The sequence below is a fragment of the Mucilaginibacter puniceus genome (assembly GCF_054783175.1).
Genome location: NZ_BAAGRB010000001.1, coordinates 418,786 through 440,798, shown reverse-complemented (window position 1 = coordinate 440,798; position 22,013 = coordinate 418,786). Strand labels below are relative to the sequence as shown.

Sequence of the window (22,013 nt, the reverse complement as noted above, 5' to 3'; positions counted from 1 at the left end):
GTTCAATATCATTATGTTTTTAGAAAAGATCCGGTCCGGAGAATCAGGTGTTTTAATTTACGGTATAACCCCGCCAAAAGCGCAAACACTTCCAGATAGAGTTGCTGAGATCGCCGAAAAAACAATTGAGCGGCTTACCAGCTTAGATATTGACGCGCTTATAGTATATGATGTGCAGGATGAGTCGGCCCGTACCAATGAGGAAAGGCCCTTCCCCTTTCTGAACGCACTTGATCCTTTTGATTTTGCATCGGGCTACCTGGGTGCTTTAAACATTCCTAAAATTATATATCGTCCTGCCGGCAAGTTTTCGGGCGAAGAATTATCTGCATGGTTGGAAAATTTGCACCAAAATAAATTTTACCCGGTTTTTGTAGGTGTACCGGCTCCCGACTATCCTGTTAAAACAAACTTGCCCGAAGCGTATAAAATTTGGAGCAAGCACCGGGACACCTCTGTCATAGGCGCTGTAACCATTCCGGAAAGGCATGCGGTATTGAAAGACGAAGATGTGCGTATGCTGGACAAAATGAGCTGTGGGGTATCTTACTTTATTTCGCAATGTGTTTTTAATATTGATTATGCCAAGCAAGTAATAGCCGACCTTACTAATACTTGTAATAAGCGAAGTATAAAATTCCCAACAGTTATTTTTACCTTAACGGCATGTGGCTCGACTAAAACGTTACATTTTATGGAATGGCTGGGTATACATGTACCGGCCGAGTTGAAGGAAGAATTAAAAAACTCTGACAACATTCTTGAAAAATCAGTAAAGGTATGTTTGGACATTGCTGCAGAATTAATTGCATTTTGCATGGAGCGCTCTATCCCCTTCGGTTTTAATATTGAAAGCGTAGCTATTCGTAAAGAAGAGATTGAAGCTTCAGTTGCTATGACTAAGAATATTGGAAAGATGTTGAAAGACAGGGGATTAAGGGTATAGCTTGGATGTTGAATTATGAGGCCTTTTATATGTTTCAAGGTCAAAAAAAGCAACCTAATTCAATAAAAATAAATACGGTCATCAGGCACAATAATTGCCGAATTTGAGCAGGGGTAAGAGGCATTGAAAGGCAGAAAGAAGATTTTTTCGTACCTTTGAAAAAATATCACAGGACAAAATTGTTCCCATCGGGTAAAAATTTCTTTAATACCCAAACATCTTTAAGGTAATCTTGTAATACAAACAAGATAAACAATTATGCTCCTTAACCCTTTCAAATTATGCAGCACAAATTATTTGTCGTGTCTAATCGTTTACCTATTACTATTGAACAAAACAATGGTCAGTACATTTGCCGCCAATCTTCAGGTGGGTTAGTTTCGGCAGTTAGTGCGTATTTAAAAAGCGATGGTGCCGACAGTTTTACCGATAAAATTTGGGTAGGTGTACCCACAAATACAGAAAAAACATGGGCGAATGCTATTGCCACCATGGAACCCGGAGAGTATGCATATTCTCCGGTATTTGTAAAAGCAAAAACTTACGAATCTTACTATAACGGATTTTCTAATTCGCTGCTTTGGCCGCTATTTCACTATTTTCCATCATACGCAGATTATAGTACAGCCCATTTTGAGGATTATATAACGGTAAATCGTCTTTTTGCCGATGCCCTATTAAAGCAGGTTAAACAGGACGATACGGTATGGATACATGATTACCATTTATTACCCCTTGCGCAAATGCTTCGCGAGGCTGTTCCGACACTTACTATTGGCCTATTTTTACATATTCCGTTTCCTTCGTACGAATTGTTTAGGGTAATACCCAAACAATGGCAACATCAGTTGTTAACAGGCATGTTAGGTGCTGATTTGATTGGTTTTCATACGGTTGACTATGCATCGCATTTTCTTTCCTGTGCTGAAACAGTTCTTAAAGCAGAACGGGAGGATTCCTTGATATCCTGGAATGACCGTCAAATCAAAGCGGATATATTTCCGATAAGTATTGATTTTGATAAGTTTAATGAAGCCTATGATAATAGCGAAGTTGTAAGGTTACGAAATGAATACTTATCCATTAAAGGAGATCAACGCTTGATTTTTTCAGTAGATAGGTTGGACTATACCAAAGGTGTACTTAACCGTTTAAAAGGGTATCATAAATTTCTTTTACAAAACCCTGAATTTAAAGGAAATGTAGTGTTTGTATTGGTTGTAGTACCATCCAGGGACTCAGTTAAAAAATATGCGGAAAGGAAAAAGATCATTGATGAATATATAGGGAACTTAAACAGCAGTTTAGGCAGTATTAGCTGGCAGCCTGTGATTTATAAGTACGGGCATTTAGATTTTTCAGAACTTGTTGGTTTATATACCAGTTGCGATGTGGCTTTAATTACGCCGCTTAGAGACGGAATGAATTTGGTGGCAAAAGAGTTTGTTGCCAGCCGTAAAGATCAGCACGGGGTACTGATATTAAGTGAAATGGCAGGTGCTGCAAGAGAATTAAGTGGCGCGTTACTTATTAATCCTAATGATATGGATGAGATTGCTGATACCATTAAAAAAAGCCTTGAAATGCCCGATAGGGAACAAGCTATCCGTATTGACGCTATGCAACAAAGAATAAAAAAATACAATATTAATACCTGGGCTAAGGATTTTTTTGAAAAGCTTAAACATGTGAAAGATATACAACTGGATTTTAAAATTAAGGTTTTGGACGACGCGTTAAAGGCAAAGCTTTTATCGGCTTATAATTTGGCAAAACAAAGATTAATATTGCTTGATTATGACGGCACGCTGGTTGGCTTCACTAAAGATCCATTGCATGCCACTCCCGGAAATGAGTTGATCGAATTGCTTGAAACAATTGCCGCTGATCCCAAAAACGATGTTTATATCATTAGCGGGCGTAATAGCAATACGCTACAACAATGGTTGGGGGCATTACCTATTGGCATAATAGCCGAGCATGGTGCGGTAACCAGGCCGTTAGCCGGCGATTGGCTTTCTGAAAACGCGGCTGATATTTTAGATTGGAAACCCAAAATAGAAAGTGTGATGAATGCCTATACTGAACGATGCCCCGGTACATTCGTAGAACATAAGCGCTTTTCGCTGGCCTGGCATTACAGAACAGCCGATAATTCAGATGGTGTAATAAGTGCGAAAGAGTTATTTGAAGAATTGTCAAAAACAACAGCTTTATTAGATTTGGATATACTTAACGGGAATAAAGTAATTGAAGTGCGAAACAAAGGGATAAACAAAGGCGTTGCTGTTAGTAAGCTTTTGAAAAAGAAAGAGTATGATTTTATACTTTGCATTGGCGACGATAAAACGGATGAAGATATGTTTAAAAAGATTGCCCATAAACCCGGAGCTTTTACAATAAAGGTGGGTAATGATGAATCATTTGCAAACTATAAAGTGTCAAATCCCGGCGAGGTTAAATCTCTGTTGCAAAGCCTGGATACTTATAGCTCTACACAACCAAAAAACGCCTAAATGGAAAAACATTTATATCAAACCGGTATTATTGGCAATTGCGCCTTTTTGGCCCATGTTAACAAAAACACAAATATAGATTGGCTATGCTGGCCCAGATTTGACAGTACCTTTATTTTTGGGCAACTGCTGGATAAGCAAAAGGGCGGAACATTTTCCATATTGCCCCAGGGTGATTACTCATCAAGTCAATATTATTCTGAAAATACTAATGTATTAATTACAGAAATTACCTGCGCCGAAGGAAAATACCGGGTAACAGATTTTGCCCCACGTTTTAGGGCGCATGAACGTTATTACAAACCGTTGATGCTGGTAAGGAAGGTAGAAGCACTTGAAGGTTCGCCGCGCATTACCGTAAAATGCCAGCCGGTAAGCGATTATGGTGCAAAGAAACTCACCGTTAACCGGGGCAGTAATCATATCCAGTTTTTAGGGGGCGACGAAAATATCCGCCTAACAACCAATATTCCGGTAAGTTATGTTTTTGACGAGCAGCCTTTTGTGCTAAATGAACCTAAATATTTGGTAATGACCTATGGCGAGCCTTTGGAAGCACCATTAATGTCTACTGTTGAACGATTTTTAACGGAAACTATCTCCTACTGGCGCTTGTGGATCAAACATTCATCTATTGCTTCCTTTTACCAGCAGTTTGTAATCCGCTCGGCCCTGGCTTTAAAAATACATCAGTTTGAAGATACCGGTGCTATCATAGCTGCCAGTACAACCAGTTTGCCTGAGTCGCCCGGAAGTGGCCGAAATTGGGATTATCGTTATTGTTGGCTGCGTGATACCTACTATGTTATTACCGCACTTAACCACATAGGCCACTTTGAGGAAATGGAGAAGTATTTTAGCTACGTAACCGATATTTCTTTTTCTGACGAGTTAAGGTACCAACCACTTTATGGTATTACAGGTAAAAAAGATATTGAAGAGTTTATTTTAGATGACCTTGACGGATACTTAGGAAACAAGCCAGTACGTATAGGCAATCAAGCTTCAGAGCATATACAAAATGATATTTATGGGCAGGTATTAATTTCAATGCTCCCATTGTATACCGATCGTCGTTTTATATATAGCGAACGTAAAGACTCAGCAAAATGGCTAAACTACTTATTGAATAAAATTGAACGTACTATTGACGAAAAAGATGCGGGTATATGGGAGTTTAGGAATTTTGCCAACATCCATTGCTACAGCAATTTATTTCAGTGGGCAGGTGCATCAGCCGCCGAAAAAATGGCCAAAACCATAGGCGACGAGCAATTAGAGAAAAAAGCAGTATCATTAAAGGAAAAGGCAGCGGCTCATATTGAGAGTTGCTATGACCCGGTTAGAAAAGTTTATACCAATGCAGCCGGAAACCCCAACCTGGATGCAAGTACCCTTCAGTTGATCGTTATGAATTACCTCGATCCTGCATCGCAAAAGGCAAGGGACCATTTAATTGCTCTGGAAAAAGAATTAAAGGTCAGCAATGGCTTGTTCTACAGGTATTTATATAAGGATGATTTTGGCAAACCAAAAACCACTTTCCTGATTTGTGCATTTTGGTACGTAGAGGCCCTGGCCGCTGTAGGGCGAACAGAGGATGCTATACGTGAATTTGAAAACCTGATCAAGTTTTCAAACCATTTACTGTTGTTTAGTGAAGATGTGGATGAAAAAGATGGTAGCCAATGGGGAAATTTTCCGCAAGCATATAGTCATGTTGGCTTAATGAATGCAGCCTATAAAATTGCTACCAAACTGGATAGGCCAATATTTTTGTAGTTATTTAATAGTATATGTGCCGCTCCAATTGCCGGTAATAACTCCTGAATAGGAATATAGAGCCATATTTTTGCTGTCTGATATTTCGGCTTTAATAGGCTTGGCGCTTCCGGGACAAACAGCAATATGAATTAACAGGCCGGGAGCCGGTGTATATTTAAGTTTGCCTACCCCTGCTGCATTAAATAAAAACGGTATAGTTGTAGTCCCAATAGTGGCAATAGCATCGCAGTCTTTACAGGTAACTTGTATTAAAGCAGTTCCCTTCGTTCCGTTATACCAATAATCAGGATTTGAGGTATCCGTATCCGGGCTGTAGCTAACATTTTTTACAGTATCTGTTTTAGCAGTTGTATTAGCTACAGAATTGCTTTTTTCAGATGTGGATGGCACTATAGGCGTGGGAGCAATCTCGGCCTTTAAACAACCGGTTAATAGTATAGAAGCTAAAAGTATAAAGTAGATTGATCGCATATTAAACTCACCTTGTGATAAGTATTAATTGCTACGCAAAAAACAATCCAACTACAATTAAAGGGGATATAGAGAAAATAAGCTTTACAAATGGGGATTTTTTTCCCGCTTCCTGGGTAAAATTCCCCATTATGATAATTATTGTTTTTGTAGCCGAAAAGCGATTTTGAACTTAGTTTTTGAACGTAATGGTAAACGCTGCACCTTCGTTAACACGGCTTTCAACAGCTATATGGCCGCCAAGGTTGGTTAAATGGTTATGCACCAGGTATAAACCAATGCCTTTACTGTCTTTATTTTCATGAAAGGTTTGGTTAAAACCAAATATCCGGTCTTTGTCTTTTTCCATATCAAACCCAAGCCCATCGTCTTTAAATATCAGGCTTATTACCCCATCTGTTTTTTGGCTTTTTATAGATATTTGAGGATAAGTATTAGGCTTAGCGTATTTAATGGAGTTTGAAATTAAGTTAAGGAATATACTTTCCAAATAGCCCTTATTAAAGGTTATTACATCCACCTCTGTAAAATCTGCAACTAAATTAGTTTTGGTATCAATTATTAATGACCTTAATGACCGCTGTATTGTATTTAAGGCTTCTGTAAAACTCACCTCGCTTACGGCTATATTCAAACTATTTTTCTGTATCAACACATCTACATACTTATTTAAAGTATCGCTAAGGTTCTCTGTTGACTGTTTTAATACATCAAATAATTCAACAACTTCTTCATTAGCAATATTTTTATCCTCCATCATTTTAAGTGTGGACAATAAACTATTTACCGGCGAACGCAGATCATGTGTAGAAGTATAAGCCAACTGTTTAAGTTCGTTGTTTGCTTTGGTAAGATTGGTGAGTATTAAATTTCTATCCTCTTCTAACCGCTTTTTATGGGTGATATTTTTTGCAATGGCAAATACTACCTGTTCTTCCTCAATTCCTATCGAGGTCCATGATAGCCATACTGTATCACCCGCTTTAGTTACATACCTGTTCTCAAAATTAATAAGCGGGATAGACCTTTTTACAGATTCCCGGCTTTCAATAGTGGCAATCTTGTCCTCAGAATAAACAAAATCATTTATCGGTTTCGAGAATAATTCTTCGTCTGTATACCCCAATGTTTTTGATACCGCGGGATTGATCTTTCTGAAATAGCCATCATACCCTGCAATGCAGATCATATCTGGCGATTGCTGAATAAAATGATCTACATCAAATTTATCATTTGAGATCAAATTGGTCAGATCTTTATCAGTCATAGTAGTTAGGTTGTAAACGCCGACGGGCGTTAAACTTCTTTTAAGGTACGAATGTTTAAAGCAAACAACCAAACAAAAAACGCCTTTTTGATACCTTTAAACCTATTAAAATAAGAAGATGCCGGAAAAATATTTTGTAAGGAATTGATTATAAATAGTTTCTTATTAGGAGGAGCTAAAAATATATTTTGTAAAAATCTGCAACATTACTACCTTGTGTCTGTAAACCACCCCCTATTATTATGATAAGATCAATTACTCTACTTAAAGTAATCTGCTTTACGTTATTAAGCAGCTCATTATGCGCACAAACAAATAACATTACTATCAGCAAGGCTGATATTGAAAAGGCCGGGCGTTCCATCCCTGCTTCAGCAATTGGCGAGCCTGTTGGCTCGGTAGTATTATATGAACCCCGTTGGGTTGAAGCTGCTGGAACAACCCCTGCCCATGGCATTGTTGAGGGCTCCATTATGCCGGTTGACCCTAAAGGCTGGCCCATTAATTTCAGGGTGATCCTTCCGTCAATCTGGTCGCAAAGAGGTATGCAACAAGGCGGCGGCGGTATGAATGGTTCACTTGGCGTAAGCGCACGTGGCTCTGCCTTGGCTAAAGGGTTCGTACTTTATGGCAGCGATAGTGGCCACCAGGCCGGTGGTATGGGTGGCCCCGGTGCCAAGCCGTTGGCAAGCGGACCTTCAGGCGGCGATGATTGGGCCATGAATGACGAAGCCATAAAAAACCTGGGCTACATGCAAATGAAAAAAACGCATGATGCCGCTGTATACATTATGCAAAAGGTTTATGGCAAAAAACCAACTTACAATTATTATGTAGGCAGCTCACAAGGCGGCCGCGAAGCGCTAACTGTTGCACAGCGCTACCCTGCAGATTATGATGGTATTATAGCCAATGTCCCAATTTTGAATAACTCAACCCTAATGCTTGCCCCTGTGCTGATTCGTATTCAGGAAAAAGAATTAGCCAACTGGGTAACTCCTGCAAAAGTAAAAGCCATTACCAAAGAGTTTATCAGGCAGGCTGATGCGCTTGACGGAATTGCAGACGGTATGATCAATAACTACATGGCTGCCCGTGCTATTTTTAATGTAAAAGATGGCATTGGCCCTAAAGACCCATGGAAAGCTTTAAGGGCACCAAATGGGGTTGATCCGGACCCGGCAGATGCATCTGAAAACGCGAAGCTGACCGATGGGCAAATAAAAACGTTGGAGTTTGTTTACAGCCCATATACCTGGAAATCACCTTTGGCAAACGGTGTTAAATCATTTGGAATGTGGTTGCCAAATACCGCACCTGCCGATATGGGGTTGATTGCCAACACCCGTTTTAAAGGTCAGGAAGGTGCTGCTGATAACGCGCGTCTATTTACCCACCTGGGTATTGCCGGCGTTACCGGATTTTTGATGCAGGATATTAAAGCCAATTCGTTGGAGTATGTAGAGGATGGCAAATGGACCAAACGCAGGCAGGAAATATCAAACTGGCTGGATGCCACCAACCCCGACCTTTCTGCATTTTATAAACGCGGCGGAAAAATGATCGTAACCAGTGGCTTAATGGATAATTTAGCTTCAGACGGTGCGCAGTTGGATTATTATCAATCGGTGATTGATAAGATGGGCAGAGAAAAGGTAGATGAATTTGCCAGGTTTTTTGTGGTGCCGCATGGCGGACACGGTTTAAGCGGCAAAGGTTATAGCATCAACGGCGAGGGAAACCCGGTGACCCCAAAAAGCATTGCAGGACCTAATGGCGACGATAACCTAGAGTTATTAATGTCATGGGTGGAGAAAAAACAGGCACCGGCTAAAACTTTGGTTATAGATGATAAGGGACATATAGGCACAGATAAAAATGTGAAGGGATATTTGCTTTGCTCTTATCCAAGCTATCCGCAATATGTAAGCGGGCCGGTTGAAAATGCTTCATCATACATCAGTAAGCTTCCTGATTTTAAATTGATAAAAAATTAATAAGTACGATTTTAAAATATTAATATGAATCGTGCTAAAATACTGATCGCCGGTGGCGGCATCGGCGGATTAACCGCTGCTTTAAGTTTGCATAAAGCCGGGTTTGATGTTTGGGTATATGAATCGGCACCCGAAATAAAACCGCTTGGCGTAGGCATCAATTTACTACCCCATGCCGTGCGTGTGTTGACCAATTTAGGTTTGCAGGAGGCTATGGCCGATGTTGCCGTTGCTACCCGCGAATTGATCTACTTCAACAAATTTGGCCAACAAATATGGGGCGAACCACGGGGTATGTTTGCCGGTTATCACTGGCCGCAATTTTCGGTACATCGGGGTACTTTTCATATGCTTTTGTTGGAGAAGGCAAGGGAAATACTCGGTGTTGAAAAAGTACTTACAGGCCATCATTTGCTATCCTGCGAGAATAAAGGCGATGGCGTATCTGCCACTTTTATCGACAAAAAAACTGACAGGCAGGTAACTGTTGAAAGCAATATTTTGATAGGTGCCGACGGTATCCATTCGGTAGTGCGTAAACAGTTTTATCCGGTTGAAGGCATCCCTAAATTTTCGGGCATTATCCTGCACCGGGGAACTACGATTGCTAAGCCGTTTCTGTCTGGTTCATCCATGATCATGGCGGGCAGCCGCAGTAAAAAATTTGTAGCTTACCCCATAACACAGCCGGATGAAGACGGAAATCAGCTCATCAATTGGATAGCCGACCTACAAGTAAGCGAAGAGGAAAACATTATGGTACGCGATTGGAACCGCAGGGCAGATAAAGAAAAGTTGCTAAAGCAGTTTCAGACGTGGGAATTTGATTGGTTGGATGTACCGGCTTTAATTGATAACTCCGAAGCTATTTATGAGTTCCCGATGTCGGACCGTGACCCATTACCGCAATGGACCTATGACCGTATAACTTTGCTGGGAGATGCGGCACATCCCATGTACCCTATTGGCTCAAATGGAGCCTCACAGGCTATTTTGGACGCCGAGTGCCTAACAGAATGTTTGGAGGATAATGATGACGTTGTAGCGGCTTTAAAAGCGTATGAAGCCATAAGATTGCCGGCTACCGGCAACATCGTATTACAAAACCGCAAGATGGGTCCGGAGGAAGCTATGCAAATTGTAGAAGAACGGGCACCAAACGGTTTTGATAATTTATATGATGTTATCTCGCAGGAGGAACTGGATGCCATATCGGCACGGTATAAAAAAATAGCCGGATTTGAGCTGGAAGCATTGAATCAAAAACACTAAACCCAATATTAAAACCTAAGCATCAATGCGCACCAATTACCGTTACACCATTATGGGATTGCTTTTTTTGGCAACCACCATCAATTATATCGACAGGCAGATCATCGGCCTGTTAAAGCCCATACTGGAGGTTGAGTTTAAATGGACCGAGAAAGATTACGCCAATATTGTATTCTGGTTTCAGTTGATGTATGCCATCGGCTTTGTATTGTCGGGCAGGTTTATGGATAAAGTGGGGGCTAAAATAGGTTACGCGCTGGCCGTTTTTGCCTGGAGTACCGCCGCCATGTTAAATGGTTTGGTCAAAAGCACCACAGGCTTTTTATTGGCAAGGGGTGCTTTAGGTTTTGCCGAGGCCGGCAGTTTTCCCGCATCCAATAAAGCCATTGCCGAGTGGTTCCCGGTAAAAGAACGATCATTGGCCAGTGGCATCATGGTAAGCGGTTGTACTTTTGGTCCGCTAATAGCCCCTGCCGGGGTACTTTGGATAGCCAACAACCATGGCTGGCGCATGGCTTTTTTAGTTACCGGGGCTTTGGGTTTGGTATGGGTGGTGGCCTGGTATTTTTTATACAGTAAACCGCAACAAAGCAAAAGGGTAAGCAGCGAAGAACTGGCGTTTATAACTTCCGACCAATCAGCCGCCTTAACCGAGGTAGCTGTAAAAGTGCCCATGCCCGTATTGCTCACCAAAAAAGCTACCTGGGGATTTTTTTTAGCCAACTTTTTAACCGACGCCATTTTTTGGTTTTACCTTTTTTGGCTGCCATCCTATTTAACCAGTAACGGCCTTTCAAAAACAGAGATCGCGTTCCCAATTACTATTGTATATGCTATTACCGCTTTGCTCTCTATTTCGGGTGGGTGGTTGTCGTCCTATTTCATTAAACGGGGGTGGACGGTGAACAGCAGCCGCAAAACCACCATGTTTATTTGCGTAGCATTGGTGCTGCCGGTAATATTGATACAGTTTAGCCATGATATATGGATAAGCGTTTATATAGTTGCTTTTGCAGCAGGCGCCCAAACCGTTTGGAAGGGTGTTTTGCTAACCACCGTGTCGGACCAGTTCCCTAAAGCGGTAGTAGGCTCGGTTTCGGGTATTGGTGGTTTTGGCGGCGCTATAGGCGGTATGCTGGCAGCGCAGGGCGTAGGTATGTTATTGGATGGCTATAAAGCGGCTAACAATTTGCCCGGTGGTTATAATATGATTTTTATTTGCTGCGGCGCGTTGTTTTTAACCGCGACGGTATTGTTTCACCTGCTATCACCCAAGCTGGAAAAAGTTACATTTAAAGAAGAACTCATTTAATAAATATGCAGCAGCCCCAATTGGAATTTGCTTTTCGTATCAGTGTTGACCTAACCGGTGGCGTACAGGAAATAGGCAACACCGGTAAAGGTATACGTAAAATAATACCCATAACCGGCGGAACTTTTGAAGGGCCAAATATAAAGGGCAAGGTAGTAGCAGGTGGCTACGACTGGCAGCTGCTGCGCACTGATGGGGTAGTAGAAATTGATGCCCGCTACCTGCTGCAAACCGATGATGGCGACCTGATTACCATAACCAATACCGGCCTGCGCCATGGCCCGCCCGATGTAATGCAACGGTTAGCCAAAGGCGAAGAGGTAGATGCTGCTGAATATTATTTCCGCTCCATACCCCTGTTTGAAACCGGTAACCCCAGATACGCCTGGCTTAACAGCTCTGTTTTTATAGCCACCGGCACACGTAAGCCAAAGCAGGTTTTGATTGATGTGTGGCGGGTGGTGTAAATCGCTGACGTGCGTTAAAGAGGGTTAACCTCTATTTTGCGATGGATTGCAAATAATATCACCTTTATTTATATGCAAAATAAGTTAGATATCAAAATATTTTAACCTTAATTGAGGTAAATATATTTTTCGAAAAACTAAAAAAATAATTTTTTTTAAACCAATGATTTGCTACTTTTAAAACGGAGTGCATTCGGTAATTGATTTTTTATTAATTATTAATCCCATGAATGCAACAACTCAACGCGCATCCAAGAGTTTAAACGACTTGGAGCCAAGAAACAGAAGGCTCATAACAATATGGATTATTATAATTGCAACGCTTAAGCTTGCTGTCATAAATGTATACATCCTTTTCTTTTCTAATCCAACGCTGTTAAACTCGCTCGGATTGAAAGTACTGCTTGGGACGGACTCAATCCTAATAGGGACTATTCTTGTCCGTGTTATCAATTACTATTTTCCTACTTCCAAGCAAAGCCCATAGCATTATAATTTCGCTACCTTATTGGTGTTGCCGCCAACAAGTACCATTATATTTTAACTCAATAAAAGCTTGCATTCGTTTGTTGGTTATAATACCAACAAAGGCGTAGAAATTTCAGTATATTTAGATATGGAAACTGATTATATAAAAATCCCATTACCTGATTTTAGCTTTAGTAATCACATTAAGAAGGAAGCAAAAACAATCATTCACACTTATTTGCAAGAAGGTAACTTACTAGCAGTGTCAAAAGGATATGAGGAAAATTTGAAAATTACAAAAGACGAGATTCAAATGAAATCCTATGATTACGATTCAAGTGAAAAAGTAATTTTTATTACTGAGTTTTTAATGCATTTAACTGAACTAAAAAGCAAAGAAAAATTCAAATATATAGGTTACTCGAATGTTAGTAAGGTGCCACCAGAAAAAGTGCGAGATGACGATTATTATGAAACAATTGAGGACCTGCAAGTTTTTCTTTATAGACTAGCACGCCCTGATTATGAATTTGATAAAAACACATTCACTACAGATGAATTTGTTGACATTACCCAAAAATTAGATGATATTACATACCAACTTAAAGAACTAAAAGCAGGGCAGGAAGTACTGTATAATGAGTTTGAAGAAATAAAAAATCAAATAAAAGCCGATTTTGAATCCCTGAAATCAGATCCGCCTTTAGGAAAAAAACGGTTCTTAAAAATAACATTGGGAACAATTAGTAGTTATGCAGGTAACAAAATTGCAGATGAAATATTTGCTCAATTAAGACCGCAAATAATCGCATTATTGACAATTCAAGCGCCACATTTACTGGAAAAATTTATGAAATTAATAGGTCAATGATTAGAAAATATTACCCTTATTGTCACTAGTTGGATTGTCATTCCAAATAAGTACCTACGCTCTTAACTCAATAAAATTTTTCCTACGTTTATTAGTGACCACACCAATAGAACAGCATGATAATCAATATACTGCAATTTAATTTGATAATATTATATTTGTTATAAACATTATTACAATTATGCCTCATACTTCCTACGCCTGTTTTGACGGCGATAATGACATTAATTATTATCGACTTATGCAAGCCTGGCATGCTAACGATCGATTTGATTTCACTTTTGTAAACGCCCATGATATTACGCAATCAAGAGACTCAAGTACTGAAGAAACCATCAAACGTAGTTTAAGACTAAGAATGAATGCAAGCGACGTTTTTATCGTGCTAATTGGTGAGAGTACTAAGAACTTATATAAATTTGTACGGTGGGAGATAGAAGTGGCCCTTGAGAAAAATATGCCTATAATTGCTGTTAACCTAAATGGTCGACGTTATATGGATGACAATTTATGCCCGCCAATTCTACGAGATGAGTTAGCTATACATATACCTTTCATGCATAAGATAGTTGATTATGCTATAAAAAACTGGCCCGGAACACATAGGGCGCATTCCAGAGGCGGTACTACAGGCCCGCGTTATTATATCGATTCTGTTTATAAAGACTTAGGAATTTAAAATGAACTATTATTTCCGCTCTTTTAAAACCAAATCATATTGGTTATACGCTCTATGGTCCACCGATACTTTCAAAACTTTTATTGCTTCCATTGGAGGAATTTGGATGTTTGTAGATGTGCTTGACAGTTTTCACTACTTAGATAAAAATAGTTTGTCTACATATTGGCTTATCCCCCTTTTTCTAACAGGCTTAGTGGTTGTTATAATTACTAGAAGACCCGTTAGAAGAATTAAATACAAGCATCCAACCCAAGATCTCACTATTGAGGTAAGGATAGGCGACCTTTTTAGTATATCTGGGCAAAAAATAATTAGTACTAACACTACATTTGATACTGACATAGCAAATGGGATTATATCAATAAATAGTTTGCAAGGGCAATTCACTCAACGCTATTTTCCAGGCGAGTTAGCAAAACTTGACGCTGAAATTGATGCACAGATAAAAAGCCTTCCACATAAAATTGTCGAGAAGGTGGCAGGCAAAATAAAAAAATATGCATTTGGCACTACAGTCAAAATAAAGCTTGTTGATCAATATTTTTACTGGGTTGCTATGTCAGACTTAAATGCAAGCAATAACGCAGTTACTAAATTAAAGTATGTAAAGCAGGCTTTGGAAGGGCTGTGGGACTATGTTATTGATAAGGGTGAAAAACTCGATACTGTTATCCCTGTAATGGGATCTGGCTTAGGTAGGCTTCCTATGAAAAGCAAGAACCTTATTGCTGTGATTGCCGAATCATTTATAGCTGCATCTGAAGATCAGATATTTTCAAACAAACTAACAATAGTCGTTCATCCTGCAGATGTTGAGAAATCTGGTTTAAATTTATTTGAAGTGAGGGATTTGCTTCTTCATTACTTGCCGTAACTCTGTAGTCAGACCCGCCGCTAAGGCATAAGTGTATACGGCCTGCAGTTATTAACGACATTGCCCCCGCTCCCGCGAGTTTGCAACTCGTGGTTGAATATTGCTTAATTTGTATACTTTTATAAAAAAGTAATGGTATGGAAAGGTTTTATGGTATAGAATCTCAAATTGCTCAACATTCTAAACAAGCAAAGGAAATTCTCGAGTCCGAACAAAGAATTGTGCGTGAAAAAGAATCTTTAGCCCTACAAAGAGACCAAACCAAAAGGCTTCAATATTTGGAAACTAAATTTCAAGCGTTTAAAGACGAGCGGGCGAAAGAGCTGATGGCTGACCACATACGTAGGCAAAAAGAAAAACAAGCAGATAGATGGTTTCAAGCCTTTTTGTTAATAGCAGGGGCGGCTCTCGGTGTATTGGGTACTAAACTGGCTGATATTTTTTTTAAATAGTTTGGTCTAACACGAATATAGTCACCTGACAACACCAACAAAGGCACAAATGTGTTAGTTGCTTTTAAAAATTCCCATCGGAATCGCAAGGACTAAATGAATTAACGCAATCCAAGCATAAAGATCGTTTTCGCCAAACATTTTAAACATCCAATACAACTCACTTAAAAAAGGCAAGAAGAGACATATTACTCCTGCAAAAAAACCACCCACACTAAATGCTATGACCACTGTCCAAATGTGTGTTATTATTGCGGTTACTGCAAAGATTGAATAGAAACTTAGAAAAAGAGCTTTCATATTTATACAGGTTTAGTTGATAATGCTTTTGCAAAGAATAATACGGCGACACAGAAGTCAATCACATTCCATACAGCCTTATCCTGTAAATGCACAGGTATAATTGGGTTAAAAAGTAATGCGCATAAGCCAAAACTGATAACCCATCCTGTAAGTTCGTCATTATATTCTTTTAAAACTACCATTACAGATACAATGCAAATGACTATTCTCAAAAAGGTGTAATATCCTATTGGAAGGCTAAAAAAAGCCATTAATAAAAACAGCGTGCAAAGTAGCAAAATAGGTCTCATGAAATTGGATAAGATTATAAATATATGGTTTTAATCATTATAACGCATATCATATCACAAAGATGTTCAAGTATGAAATACTCCGCCTTATTGATGTTAATCACCAACAATCAGCCTCTGGCCGAAGCTTACGCCTAAAATTCACAAAACAAATCTGTATGCTTTTCATTCCTATAATAGCAATGAAACAATTACCAAAAAACACAGCGCTAACCGGGCAGTTAAAATGGGTTGAGCGGATAGCCCGCGTTATGGACGACAAATTCCGTTTCCCCGGTACAAATTTTCGCTTCGGGTTAGATCCTATTTTGAATTTCATCCCCTTTGCCGGGGATGTTTCGGGCTTTGCGGTATCGGCAGCGCTGTTGTATGTAATTGCAAAAAACGGCGGTGTGAGCCGGAAAGTATTGATTTTGATGACGGTTAACATTTGCGTGGATGCACTTATTGGTGCCATCCCCCTGCTGGGCAACATCACCGATTTTTATTTTAAAGCCAATACCCGCAACATTAAGCTGCTAAAAGAGCATTACCAGGAGGGTAAGCACCAGGGCAGCGGTAAAAGTATTATTGCCTTCATATTAATAGTAGTGGTAATTTTCCTGGCGGCTACTATCTATGTATCGTACCTGGCGCTGCAATGGTTATTCGGGCTTTTTTGATAGCCTATGGCGGTGTTACCACCAACATAGTTTACCAACGGTATACACCAAAATATCTTTGCCATCCTTTACATCAAAGTGCATTATATAATCTGGACTTAGCAGTGGTGTTTTTAACGCGGTTGGATTTTCTTTAGTACATGTCGTTTTTCATTTTTGCCCAAGTTTTTGTTGATAAAGCCGGTAAAAATTATCTATAACATCATCATATCCTTTACGGTCAATAAAAACATCGGGGTTATAAGCATCGCCGGGTTTGCGTTTACTATGCATTTTAAACTGTGCCGCATGCGAGGAAAGAAACAGATCAAACTGTTGCTTTTTTAACAGATCAAAAGTGTACTTATAGTCTTTATCAATATTAGGATAAGTAGCCATTCCATGTGGATTGGCATCATCATAAATGGTGGGCATATTGGCTATAAAAACCCGGTAAGTGCGCTTATCATCCTTTACATCAAACAAATAGCTGGTAGCACCCAGGGTATGCCCGGGAGTACGCAAAGCAACTATTTTCATGCCACCCAATTTTATGGTATCGTGCTCATGTAATATTTCATCCGCTTTAACTGCTTTAAAAGTAGGCCCTTTACTACCAAAAACATAGTCGGATGCACCACCATCAGCCAATACAGGGGCATCATGTTCGTTTATCCAAATTTTGGCATTGGTTTCTTTTTTAATGTCAGCCATGCCTGCAACATGATCCCAATGGGCATGGGTGGCTAACAATATCTTAATATCACTAAACTTAAAGCCTAATTTTTCGATATGCTCACGTATCATTTCAGTTTGTGGTGCCAGGCCTGTATTTATCAAAATATTTCCCTGCGGTGTAGTAATTAGATAGCAAGCCAGGTCATAATTACCTACATAATAAAGATTACCCGCAATACGGAATGGCTCATAGGGGTAATACCATTTGGGATCATTAAGGGGCGGGGCCACCAGCGTTTGGGCCTTAACAAATGAATTAACAAACAAAAAGTTAACAGCCACTATGGCTATCTTAACCATGATTTTAAAATTAGGCATGTTGGTAATAATTGTTTTTAAAGGTATGATTTATTTCAACCTATGGTCGGTGTTATCACCGCACCACTAACTTACAAATTATCAAAACAAAAAAGCCTCAAATCTTTCGACTTGAGGCTTTTAACTTTCTGGGTAGCGGGAGCAGGACTCGAACCTACGACCTTCGGGTTATGAGCCCGACGAGCTACCAACTGCTCCATCCCGCACTGTTTTTTTAATGGTATTACACTTTGTTCATAACTACAAAATGTGTTCCAATTAAGCTAAAAATGCATTTTACATTCCGTTTAAATTGGACTGCAAAGATATAATTCGTTTCTTTGCAGTCCAAATAATATTTTAATTATTTTTAAATGAGTCATAAGGCAGGTTTTGTAAGCATAATAGGTAAGCCAAACGCGGGTAAATCAACGTTGATGAACGCGCTTGTTGGCGAAAAAATGTCTATCATCACCCCTAAGGCCCAAACCACCCGTCACCGTATTTTGGGTATTGTTAATACGGATGATTACCAGATAGTTTTTTCGGACACTCCCGGCGTTATCAAACCGCATTATGAACTGCATGAGCGCATGATGCACCAGGTGGATGGATCAATAGTTGATGCCGACCTGATACTATTGGTTACCGACATTTACGAGGAGTATGACGAAACCGATGTGCTTAAAAAACTGGCAGGCAGCAATGCTCCCGTTGCGGTTTTGATCAATAAGATAGACAGAAGCGACGAAGAAACCGTAAAAGCTAAGGTTGAGTTTTGGCAGGAAAAACTGAACCCGGTTGCCGTATTTGCCATATCGGCCCTGCACGATCATAACGTCATATCGGTGATGAACTTTGTAATTGAGCATCTGCCTGAGCATCCGGCTTATTATGATAAAGATTTACTAACCGACAGGAACGACCGCTTCTTCGCGTCGGAAATGATACGGGCACAAATATTAAAGCAATACAAAAAAGAAATACCCTACAGCGCCGAGGTTATTGTAACCGCGTTTGTGGAGGGCGAAAAGCTGCACCGCATCAGTGCCGAGATTATTGTGGAGCGCGATTCGCAAAAAAACATCATTATTGGCGAGGGCGGTAAAATGCTGAAAATAGTAGGCACCTACGCCCGCCGCGATATGGAAGAGTTTTTTCAAAAGAAAGTATTCCTGGAGATGTTTGTTAAAGTAATACCCGACTGGCGCAGCAAAAAAAATTACCTTAAAAAATTTGGGTACGAATAGAGTGAATTACGATTTACGAATTACGATTTTAGATTATGCTTGTCGGGTTTGTAAATTTGCATTGATTTAAGGTTACGGGCAATCGTAACTCGTAAATCTAAAATCTGAAATCAAAAATGAGTAACATAGTAGCCATAGTTGGCAGGCCCAACGTAGGTAAATCCACTTTATATAACCGTTTAACCGAAACCCGCAAAGCAATTGTGGACGATTTTAGCGGCGTAACCCGCGACAGGCATTACGGCACTGCCGAGTGGTTGAACCACCAATTTACCCTGATTGATACCGGTGGTTATGTAGCCAACTCGCACGATGTGTTTGAAGCCGCCATACGCGAGCAGGTTATTATTGCCATTGAAGAGGCCAGCGTCATATTATTTTTGGTAGATGTTACTACCGGTATAACCGACCTGGACGATGAGATCGCATCTTTGCTGCGCCGCAGCAAAAAACCGGTTTTTGTAGTAGTAAACAAACTGGATAATAACGCGCAACTGTCTGACGCTACTGTATTCTATAGTTTAGGTTTAGGCGAGATATACAGCATATCATCCATGACGGGCTCGGGAACAGGCGAGTTACTGGATGAGGTGGTTAAACATTTTGAGGATGAAGTATTAGAAGAAAATACCCGCCCTAAGTTTGCCATTGTGGGCAGGCCAAATGTGGGTAAATCATCCATCATCAACTCATTAATTGGTAAGGACCGTAATATAGTTACACCAATAGCCGGCACAACCCGCGACTCGATACACATCCACTACAACCAGTATGGGCATGATTTTATGCTGATAGATACTGCCGGGATGCGTAAAAAAACCAAGGTGAAGGAGAATATCGAATTTTACTCGGTCATGCGTACCATTAAAGCGCTTGAAGAAGCTGATGTGATCATCCTGATGATTGATGCCGTAGAGGGAATTGAATCGCAGGACATCAATATTTTCCATTTGGCCGAAAAGAATAAAAAAGGCATCATGGTAGTAGTAAACAAGTGGGACCTGATCGAAAAAAATAATAAAACCATTAAGGTTTTTGAGGATATGATCAGGCAAAAAACCGCACCGTTTACCGATGTGCCTATTGTCTTCACTTCAGTTACCGAAAAACAGCGTGTTTTAAAAGTGCTGGATGTTGCCCGGCAGGTTTATGATAACCGTGCGCGTAAAATATCTACCTCCAAACTAAACGAGGTGATGCTGCCTATTATTGAGCATTACCCACCGCCTTCATTAAAAGGTAAATACGTTAAAATTAAATACATTACGCAAATAGCCGGTTCATCGCCCATGTTCGCGTTTTTTTGTAATCTGCCGCAGTATGTTAAAGAACCATACTATCGCTTTATAGAAAATAAGCTGCGCGAAAATTTTGATTTTAGCGGGGCACCTATACAGGTTTGGTTTAGGCAGAAGTAGATTTGATGTGCAAATGTGCGGATATGCAAATGTGCAGATGATTTGATCTAGTGCTTAGCATCTGCACATCCTCGCATCTGCATATCTGCACATTTATCTTACCGCTTCAATAGCTTTTTTCAAAACCACATCATTAGTATTAATGGCTTTTACGTAAGCTTCGTCGCCCCATTTAAAACGGGCCGCGTTTGCCTTAAGCAGGGTTTTGATATAGGGTGCAGATATTAATATCTCTCGTGGATCGTTACTCTCTAAGGTTGGCGAAACGTATTTTATAAAATCAGTAAAATCCTTATCACTAACTACATATTGCTTTAAATAGGCATCAGCAGATGGATAATTACTTAACAGGCCCTGCATATTGTCAACCACATAAGCGGTAAATAATTGTCGTCCCATTAACTCTCTTACCACCAAAGTGTTTTGTGTAGTATCTGCCGGCACAAAAACATCAGGCATTATGCCCCCACCACTAAAAACCTTGCGCCCTTTACGTGTACGGTAAGTTGATTGCCTGCTAAATAAAGTGTCGTTATAATTGCTTTGTTCAGAGAACAGCTCGCCTTTACGCATCCGGTCGGCCAGTTCGTTATGGTAAACGTCCGTGCCGCCTTTATATGATTTTTGTATGGATCTGCCGGATGGCGTATAATACCTGGACACTGTTAAATTAATTGCGGAGCCGTCACCAAATGGAAATTGCTGCTGCACCAAACCTTTACCAAAAGATCGGCGGCCAATAATAGTAGCGCGATCAAGATCTTGTAAAGCTCCTGCCAATATCTCGCTTGCCGAAGCCGAATTTTCATCAATAAGCACGGCTAAATTACCCTGCTCAAAATTACCCGAATCAGTAGCGAAATAATCGGTACGTGGCTCGTGCTGTCCTTTGGTGTAAACTATTAATTTACCTTTGGTTAAAAATTCATCGGCCAAGGCAGTAGCCGTATTTAAATATCCCCCACCGTTACCCCGAATATCTAATATCAGTTTTTGCATGCCCTGCTTTTTAAGCCTGGCTAACGCGTTACGAAAATCAATATCAGTGGCTGATGCAAATTTGCTGATCTTAATATAACCGGTTAAAGGAGCAATTAGGTAAGCGGCATCTAAACTGCTTAATTCAATACGTTCGCGTTTAAGCGTAAAAGGCTGTTCGGTTTTTTTACCGACAGATAGTGCGGTAAGTTGTAGCATATCGCTTTTTTTATCTCTAAATGCTTGCTCAACTTTATCAATAGTAAGGTTGGTACCCGAGAAGTTTTGATTAGCTATAGTGATAACTTTATCGCCAACAGTTAAGCCAGCCTTTGCTGCCGGGCCATCGGGATAAACCTGGGTGATAAACAAAGTATCGCGCAGCAAAATATAACTTATGCCAAATCCATTGTAGCCTCCATCAAGCCCTTCATTGATTCTGGTGGCTTGTCTTGGTGGTAAATAAAGTGAATGAGGATCTAAATTTTGCAATAGGTTGTTAACGGTAATACCTTCTATACTATCCGCATCAACCGAATCTACATAGGTATCACGTACCAACTGCAGTGTTTTTGATACTTTATCCCTATCGCTAAATGAAAAGCCCAGTTTGGGATTTTGGTATACGTTATCGCTAATTAACAGGCCAATAGCAATGCCCACCAATACTAATATAGTTGACCTGAAAATTATGGCTGCAGTTCTTTTCATTGTAGTA

20 protein-coding genes and 1 tRNA gene are annotated in these 22,013 nt (G+C 40.1%); 14 read left to right on the top strand and 7 right to left on the bottom strand.

The window, feature by feature from the left end; genetic code table 11:
* Positions 1–13: 13 nt before the first annotated feature.
* The 3 genes from ACYVJ6_RS02000 to ACYVJ6_RS01990 all read left to right on the top strand — a co-directional run bounded on the left by ACYVJ6_RS02000 (position 14) and on the right by ACYVJ6_RS01990 (position 5,244).
* Complete coding sequence (locus tag ACYVJ6_RS02000; RefSeq protein ID WP_460692354.1) at positions 14–946, top strand: methylenetetrahydrofolate reductase; 933 nt, start codon at positions 14–16, stop codon at positions 944–946.
* Positions 947–1,227: 281 nt separating this feature from the next.
* Entirely contained in the window at positions 1,228–3,462 is a 2,235-nt protein-coding gene (locus tag ACYVJ6_RS01995) for a bifunctional alpha,alpha-trehalose-phosphate synthase (UDP-forming)/trehalose-phosphatase (protein ID WP_460692353.1), read from the top strand.
* Positions 3,463–5,244, top strand: a complete 1,782-nt coding sequence (locus ACYVJ6_RS01990; RefSeq protein WP_460692352.1) for a glycoside hydrolase family 15 protein — start codon at positions 3,463–3,465, stop codon at positions 5,242–5,244. It abuts the gene before it with no gap.
* Here ACYVJ6_RS01990 and ACYVJ6_RS01985 read toward each other — a convergent pair whose 3' ends face one another.
* The gene (locus ACYVJ6_RS01985) at positions 5,245–5,718 is read right to left on the bottom strand and encodes a hypothetical protein (protein ID WP_460692351.1); all 474 of its coding nucleotides are present in this window, start codon (positions 5,716–5,718) and stop codon (positions 5,245–5,247) included.
* Between the two features lie 172 nt (positions 5,719–5,890).
* Positions 5,891–6,985, bottom strand: a complete 1,095-nt coding sequence (locus ACYVJ6_RS01980; RefSeq protein ID WP_460692350.1) for a sensor histidine kinase — start codon at positions 6,983–6,985, stop codon at positions 5,891–5,893.
* Positions 6,986–7,227: 242 nt separating this feature from the next.
* Between ACYVJ6_RS01980 and ACYVJ6_RS01975 the strand changes: the two genes are divergently transcribed.
* From ACYVJ6_RS01975 to ACYVJ6_RS01940, 8 genes are all read left to right on the top strand, one after another.
* Positions 7,228–8,982 carry a tannase/feruloyl esterase family alpha/beta hydrolase gene (locus ACYVJ6_RS01975; RefSeq protein WP_460692349.1) on the top strand — a complete coding sequence of 585 codons (1,755 nt, stop codon included), beginning with the start codon at positions 7,228–7,230 and terminating at the stop codon, positions 8,980–8,982.
* 24 nt (positions 8,983–9,006) lie between these two features.
* On the top strand, positions 9,007–10,254 hold the full coding sequence (locus tag ACYVJ6_RS01970; RefSeq protein ID WP_460692348.1) for a flavin-dependent oxidoreductase: 1,248 nt from the start codon (positions 9,007–9,009) through the stop codon (positions 10,252–10,254).
* Positions 10,255–10,279: 25 nt separating this feature from the next.
* On the top strand, positions 10,280–11,566 hold the full coding sequence (locus ACYVJ6_RS01965) for an MFS transporter (protein ID WP_460692347.1): 1,287 nt from the start codon (positions 10,280–10,282) through the stop codon (positions 11,564–11,566).
* Positions 11,567–11,571: 5 nt separating this feature from the next.
* The gene (locus ACYVJ6_RS01960; protein WP_460692346.1) at positions 11,572–12,033 is read left to right on the top strand and encodes a DUF3237 domain-containing protein; all 462 of its coding nucleotides are present in this window, start codon (positions 11,572–11,574) and stop codon (positions 12,031–12,033) included.
* Between the two features lie 616 nt (positions 12,034–12,649).
* Positions 12,650–13,372, top strand: coding sequence for a hypothetical protein (locus ACYVJ6_RS01955; protein ID WP_460692345.1), 723 nt, complete (start codon positions 12,650–12,652; stop codon positions 13,370–13,372).
* A gap of 181 nt (positions 13,373–13,553) precedes the next feature.
* Positions 13,554–14,051 (top strand): TIR domain-containing protein, encoded by a 498-nt coding sequence (locus ACYVJ6_RS01950; protein WP_460692344.1) that lies wholly within the window; start codon positions 13,554–13,556, stop codon positions 14,049–14,051.
* Between the two features lies 1 nt (position 14,052).
* Complete coding sequence (locus ACYVJ6_RS01945) at positions 14,053–14,928, top strand: macro domain-containing protein (RefSeq protein WP_460692343.1); 876 nt, start codon at positions 14,053–14,055, stop codon at positions 14,926–14,928.
* A 137-nt stretch (positions 14,929–15,065) separates the two neighbouring features.
* Positions 15,066–15,380, top strand: a complete 315-nt coding sequence (locus ACYVJ6_RS01940; protein WP_460692342.1) for a hypothetical protein — start codon at positions 15,066–15,068, stop codon at positions 15,378–15,380.
* A gap of 54 nt (positions 15,381–15,434) precedes the next feature.
* Here the strand turns inward: ACYVJ6_RS01940 and ACYVJ6_RS01935 are convergent, their stop codons facing one another.
* Together ACYVJ6_RS01935 and ACYVJ6_RS01930 are read right to left on the bottom strand one after the other, a co-directional pair.
* A complete protein-coding gene (locus ACYVJ6_RS01935) occupies positions 15,435–15,680 on the bottom strand; it encodes a hypothetical protein (RefSeq protein ID WP_460692341.1) in 246 nt (81 codons plus the stop codon).
* A 2-nt stretch (positions 15,681–15,682) separates the two neighbouring features.
* A complete protein-coding gene (locus ACYVJ6_RS01930) occupies positions 15,683–15,973 on the bottom strand; it encodes a DUF6804 family protein (protein ID WP_460692340.1) in 291 nt (96 codons plus the stop codon).
* A gap of 182 nt (positions 15,974–16,155) precedes the next feature.
* Here ACYVJ6_RS01930 and ACYVJ6_RS01925 point away from each other — a divergent pair, with 182 nt between their 5' ends.
* On the top strand, positions 16,156–16,635 hold the full coding sequence (locus tag ACYVJ6_RS01925) for a DUF4112 domain-containing protein (RefSeq protein WP_460692339.1): 480 nt from the start codon (positions 16,156–16,158) through the stop codon (positions 16,633–16,635).
* Positions 16,636–16,785: 150 nt separating this feature from the next.
* Here ACYVJ6_RS01925 and bla read toward each other — a convergent pair whose 3' ends face one another.
* Complete coding sequence (gene bla / locus ACYVJ6_RS01920; protein WP_460692338.1) at positions 16,786–17,670, bottom strand: subclass B3 metallo-beta-lactamase; 885 nt, start codon at positions 17,668–17,670, stop codon at positions 16,786–16,788.
* A gap of 129 nt (positions 17,671–17,799) precedes the next feature.
* A tRNA-Met gene (locus ACYVJ6_RS01915) sits at positions 17,800–17,876 on the bottom strand.
* A 147-nt stretch (positions 17,877–18,023) separates the two neighbouring features.
* Here ACYVJ6_RS01915 and era point away from each other — a divergent pair.
* Together era and der are read left to right on the top strand one after the other, a co-directional pair.
* The gene (gene era / locus ACYVJ6_RS01910) at positions 18,024–18,899 is read left to right on the top strand and encodes a GTPase Era (protein ID WP_460692337.1); all 876 of its coding nucleotides are present in this window, start codon (positions 18,024–18,026) and stop codon (positions 18,897–18,899) included.
* Between the two features lie 116 nt (positions 18,900–19,015).
* Complete coding sequence (gene der / locus ACYVJ6_RS01905) at positions 19,016–20,317, top strand: ribosome biogenesis GTPase Der (protein WP_460692336.1); 1,302 nt, start codon at positions 19,016–19,018, stop codon at positions 20,315–20,317.
* Positions 20,318–20,410: 93 nt separating this feature from the next.
* Here the strand turns inward: der and ACYVJ6_RS01900 are convergent, their stop codons facing one another.
* Entirely contained in the window at positions 20,411–22,006 is a 1,596-nt protein-coding gene (locus ACYVJ6_RS01900) for a S41 family peptidase (RefSeq protein ID WP_460692335.1), read from the bottom strand.
* Between the last annotated feature and the right edge of the window lie 7 nt (positions 22,007–22,013).

Coding starts and splice junctions, on each gene's coding strand:
- ACYVJ6_RS01975 (WP_460692349.1), top strand. CDS start 7,228: ATGATAAGATCAATTACTCTACTTAAAGTAATCTGCTTTACGTTATTA.
- ACYVJ6_RS01925 (WP_460692339.1), top strand. CDS start 16,156: ATGAAACAATTACCAAAAAACACAGCGCTAACCGGGCAGTTAAAATGG.
- ACYVJ6_RS01900 (WP_460692335.1), bottom strand. CDS start 22,006: ATGAAAAGAACTGCAGCCATAATTTTCAGGTCAACTATATTAGTATTG.
- ACYVJ6_RS01980 (WP_460692350.1), bottom strand. CDS start 6,985: ATGACTGATAAAGATCTGACCAATTTGATCTCAAATGATAAATTTGAT.
- ACYVJ6_RS01995 (WP_460692353.1), top strand. CDS start 1,228: ATGCAGCACAAATTATTTGTCGTGTCTAATCGTTTACCTATTACTATT.
- ACYVJ6_RS01955 (WP_460692345.1), top strand. CDS start 12,650: ATGGAAACTGATTATATAAAAATCCCATTACCTGATTTTAGCTTTAGT.
- ACYVJ6_RS01940 (WP_460692342.1), top strand. CDS start 15,066: ATGGAAAGGTTTTATGGTATAGAATCTCAAATTGCTCAACATTCTAAA.
- bla (WP_460692338.1), bottom strand. CDS start 17,670: ATGCCTAATTTTAAAATCATGGTTAAGATAGCCATAGTGGCTGTTAAC.
- ACYVJ6_RS02000 (WP_460692354.1), top strand. CDS start 14: ATGTTTTTAGAAAAGATCCGGTCCGGAGAATCAGGTGTTTTAATTTAC.
- ACYVJ6_RS01960 (WP_460692346.1), top strand. CDS start 11,572: ATGCAGCAGCCCCAATTGGAATTTGCTTTTCGTATCAGTGTTGACCTA.
- ACYVJ6_RS01985 (WP_460692351.1), bottom strand. CDS start 5,718: ATGCGATCAATCTACTTTATACTTTTAGCTTCTATACTATTAACCGGT.
- ACYVJ6_RS01970 (WP_460692348.1), top strand. CDS start 9,007: ATGAATCGTGCTAAAATACTGATCGCCGGTGGCGGCATCGGCGGATTA.
- ACYVJ6_RS01990 (WP_460692352.1), top strand. CDS start 3,463: ATGGAAAAACATTTATATCAAACCGGTATTATTGGCAATTGCGCCTTT.
- ACYVJ6_RS01950 (WP_460692344.1), top strand. CDS start 13,554: ATGCCTCATACTTCCTACGCCTGTTTTGACGGCGATAATGACATTAAT.
- ACYVJ6_RS01935 (WP_460692341.1), bottom strand. CDS start 15,680: ATGAAAGCTCTTTTTCTAAGTTTCTATTCAATCTTTGCAGTAACCGCA.
- der (WP_460692336.1), top strand. CDS start 19,016: ATGAGTAACATAGTAGCCATAGTTGGCAGGCCCAACGTAGGTAAATCC.
- ACYVJ6_RS01945 (WP_460692343.1), top strand. CDS start 14,053: ATGAACTATTATTTCCGCTCTTTTAAAACCAAATCATATTGGTTATAC.
- era (WP_460692337.1), top strand. CDS start 18,024: ATGAGTCATAAGGCAGGTTTTGTAAGCATAATAGGTAAGCCAAACGCG.
- ACYVJ6_RS01930 (WP_460692340.1), bottom strand. CDS start 15,973: ATGAGACCTATTTTGCTACTTTGCACGCTGTTTTTATTAATGGCTTTT.
- ACYVJ6_RS01965 (WP_460692347.1), top strand. CDS start 10,280: ATGCGCACCAATTACCGTTACACCATTATGGGATTGCTTTTTTTGGCA.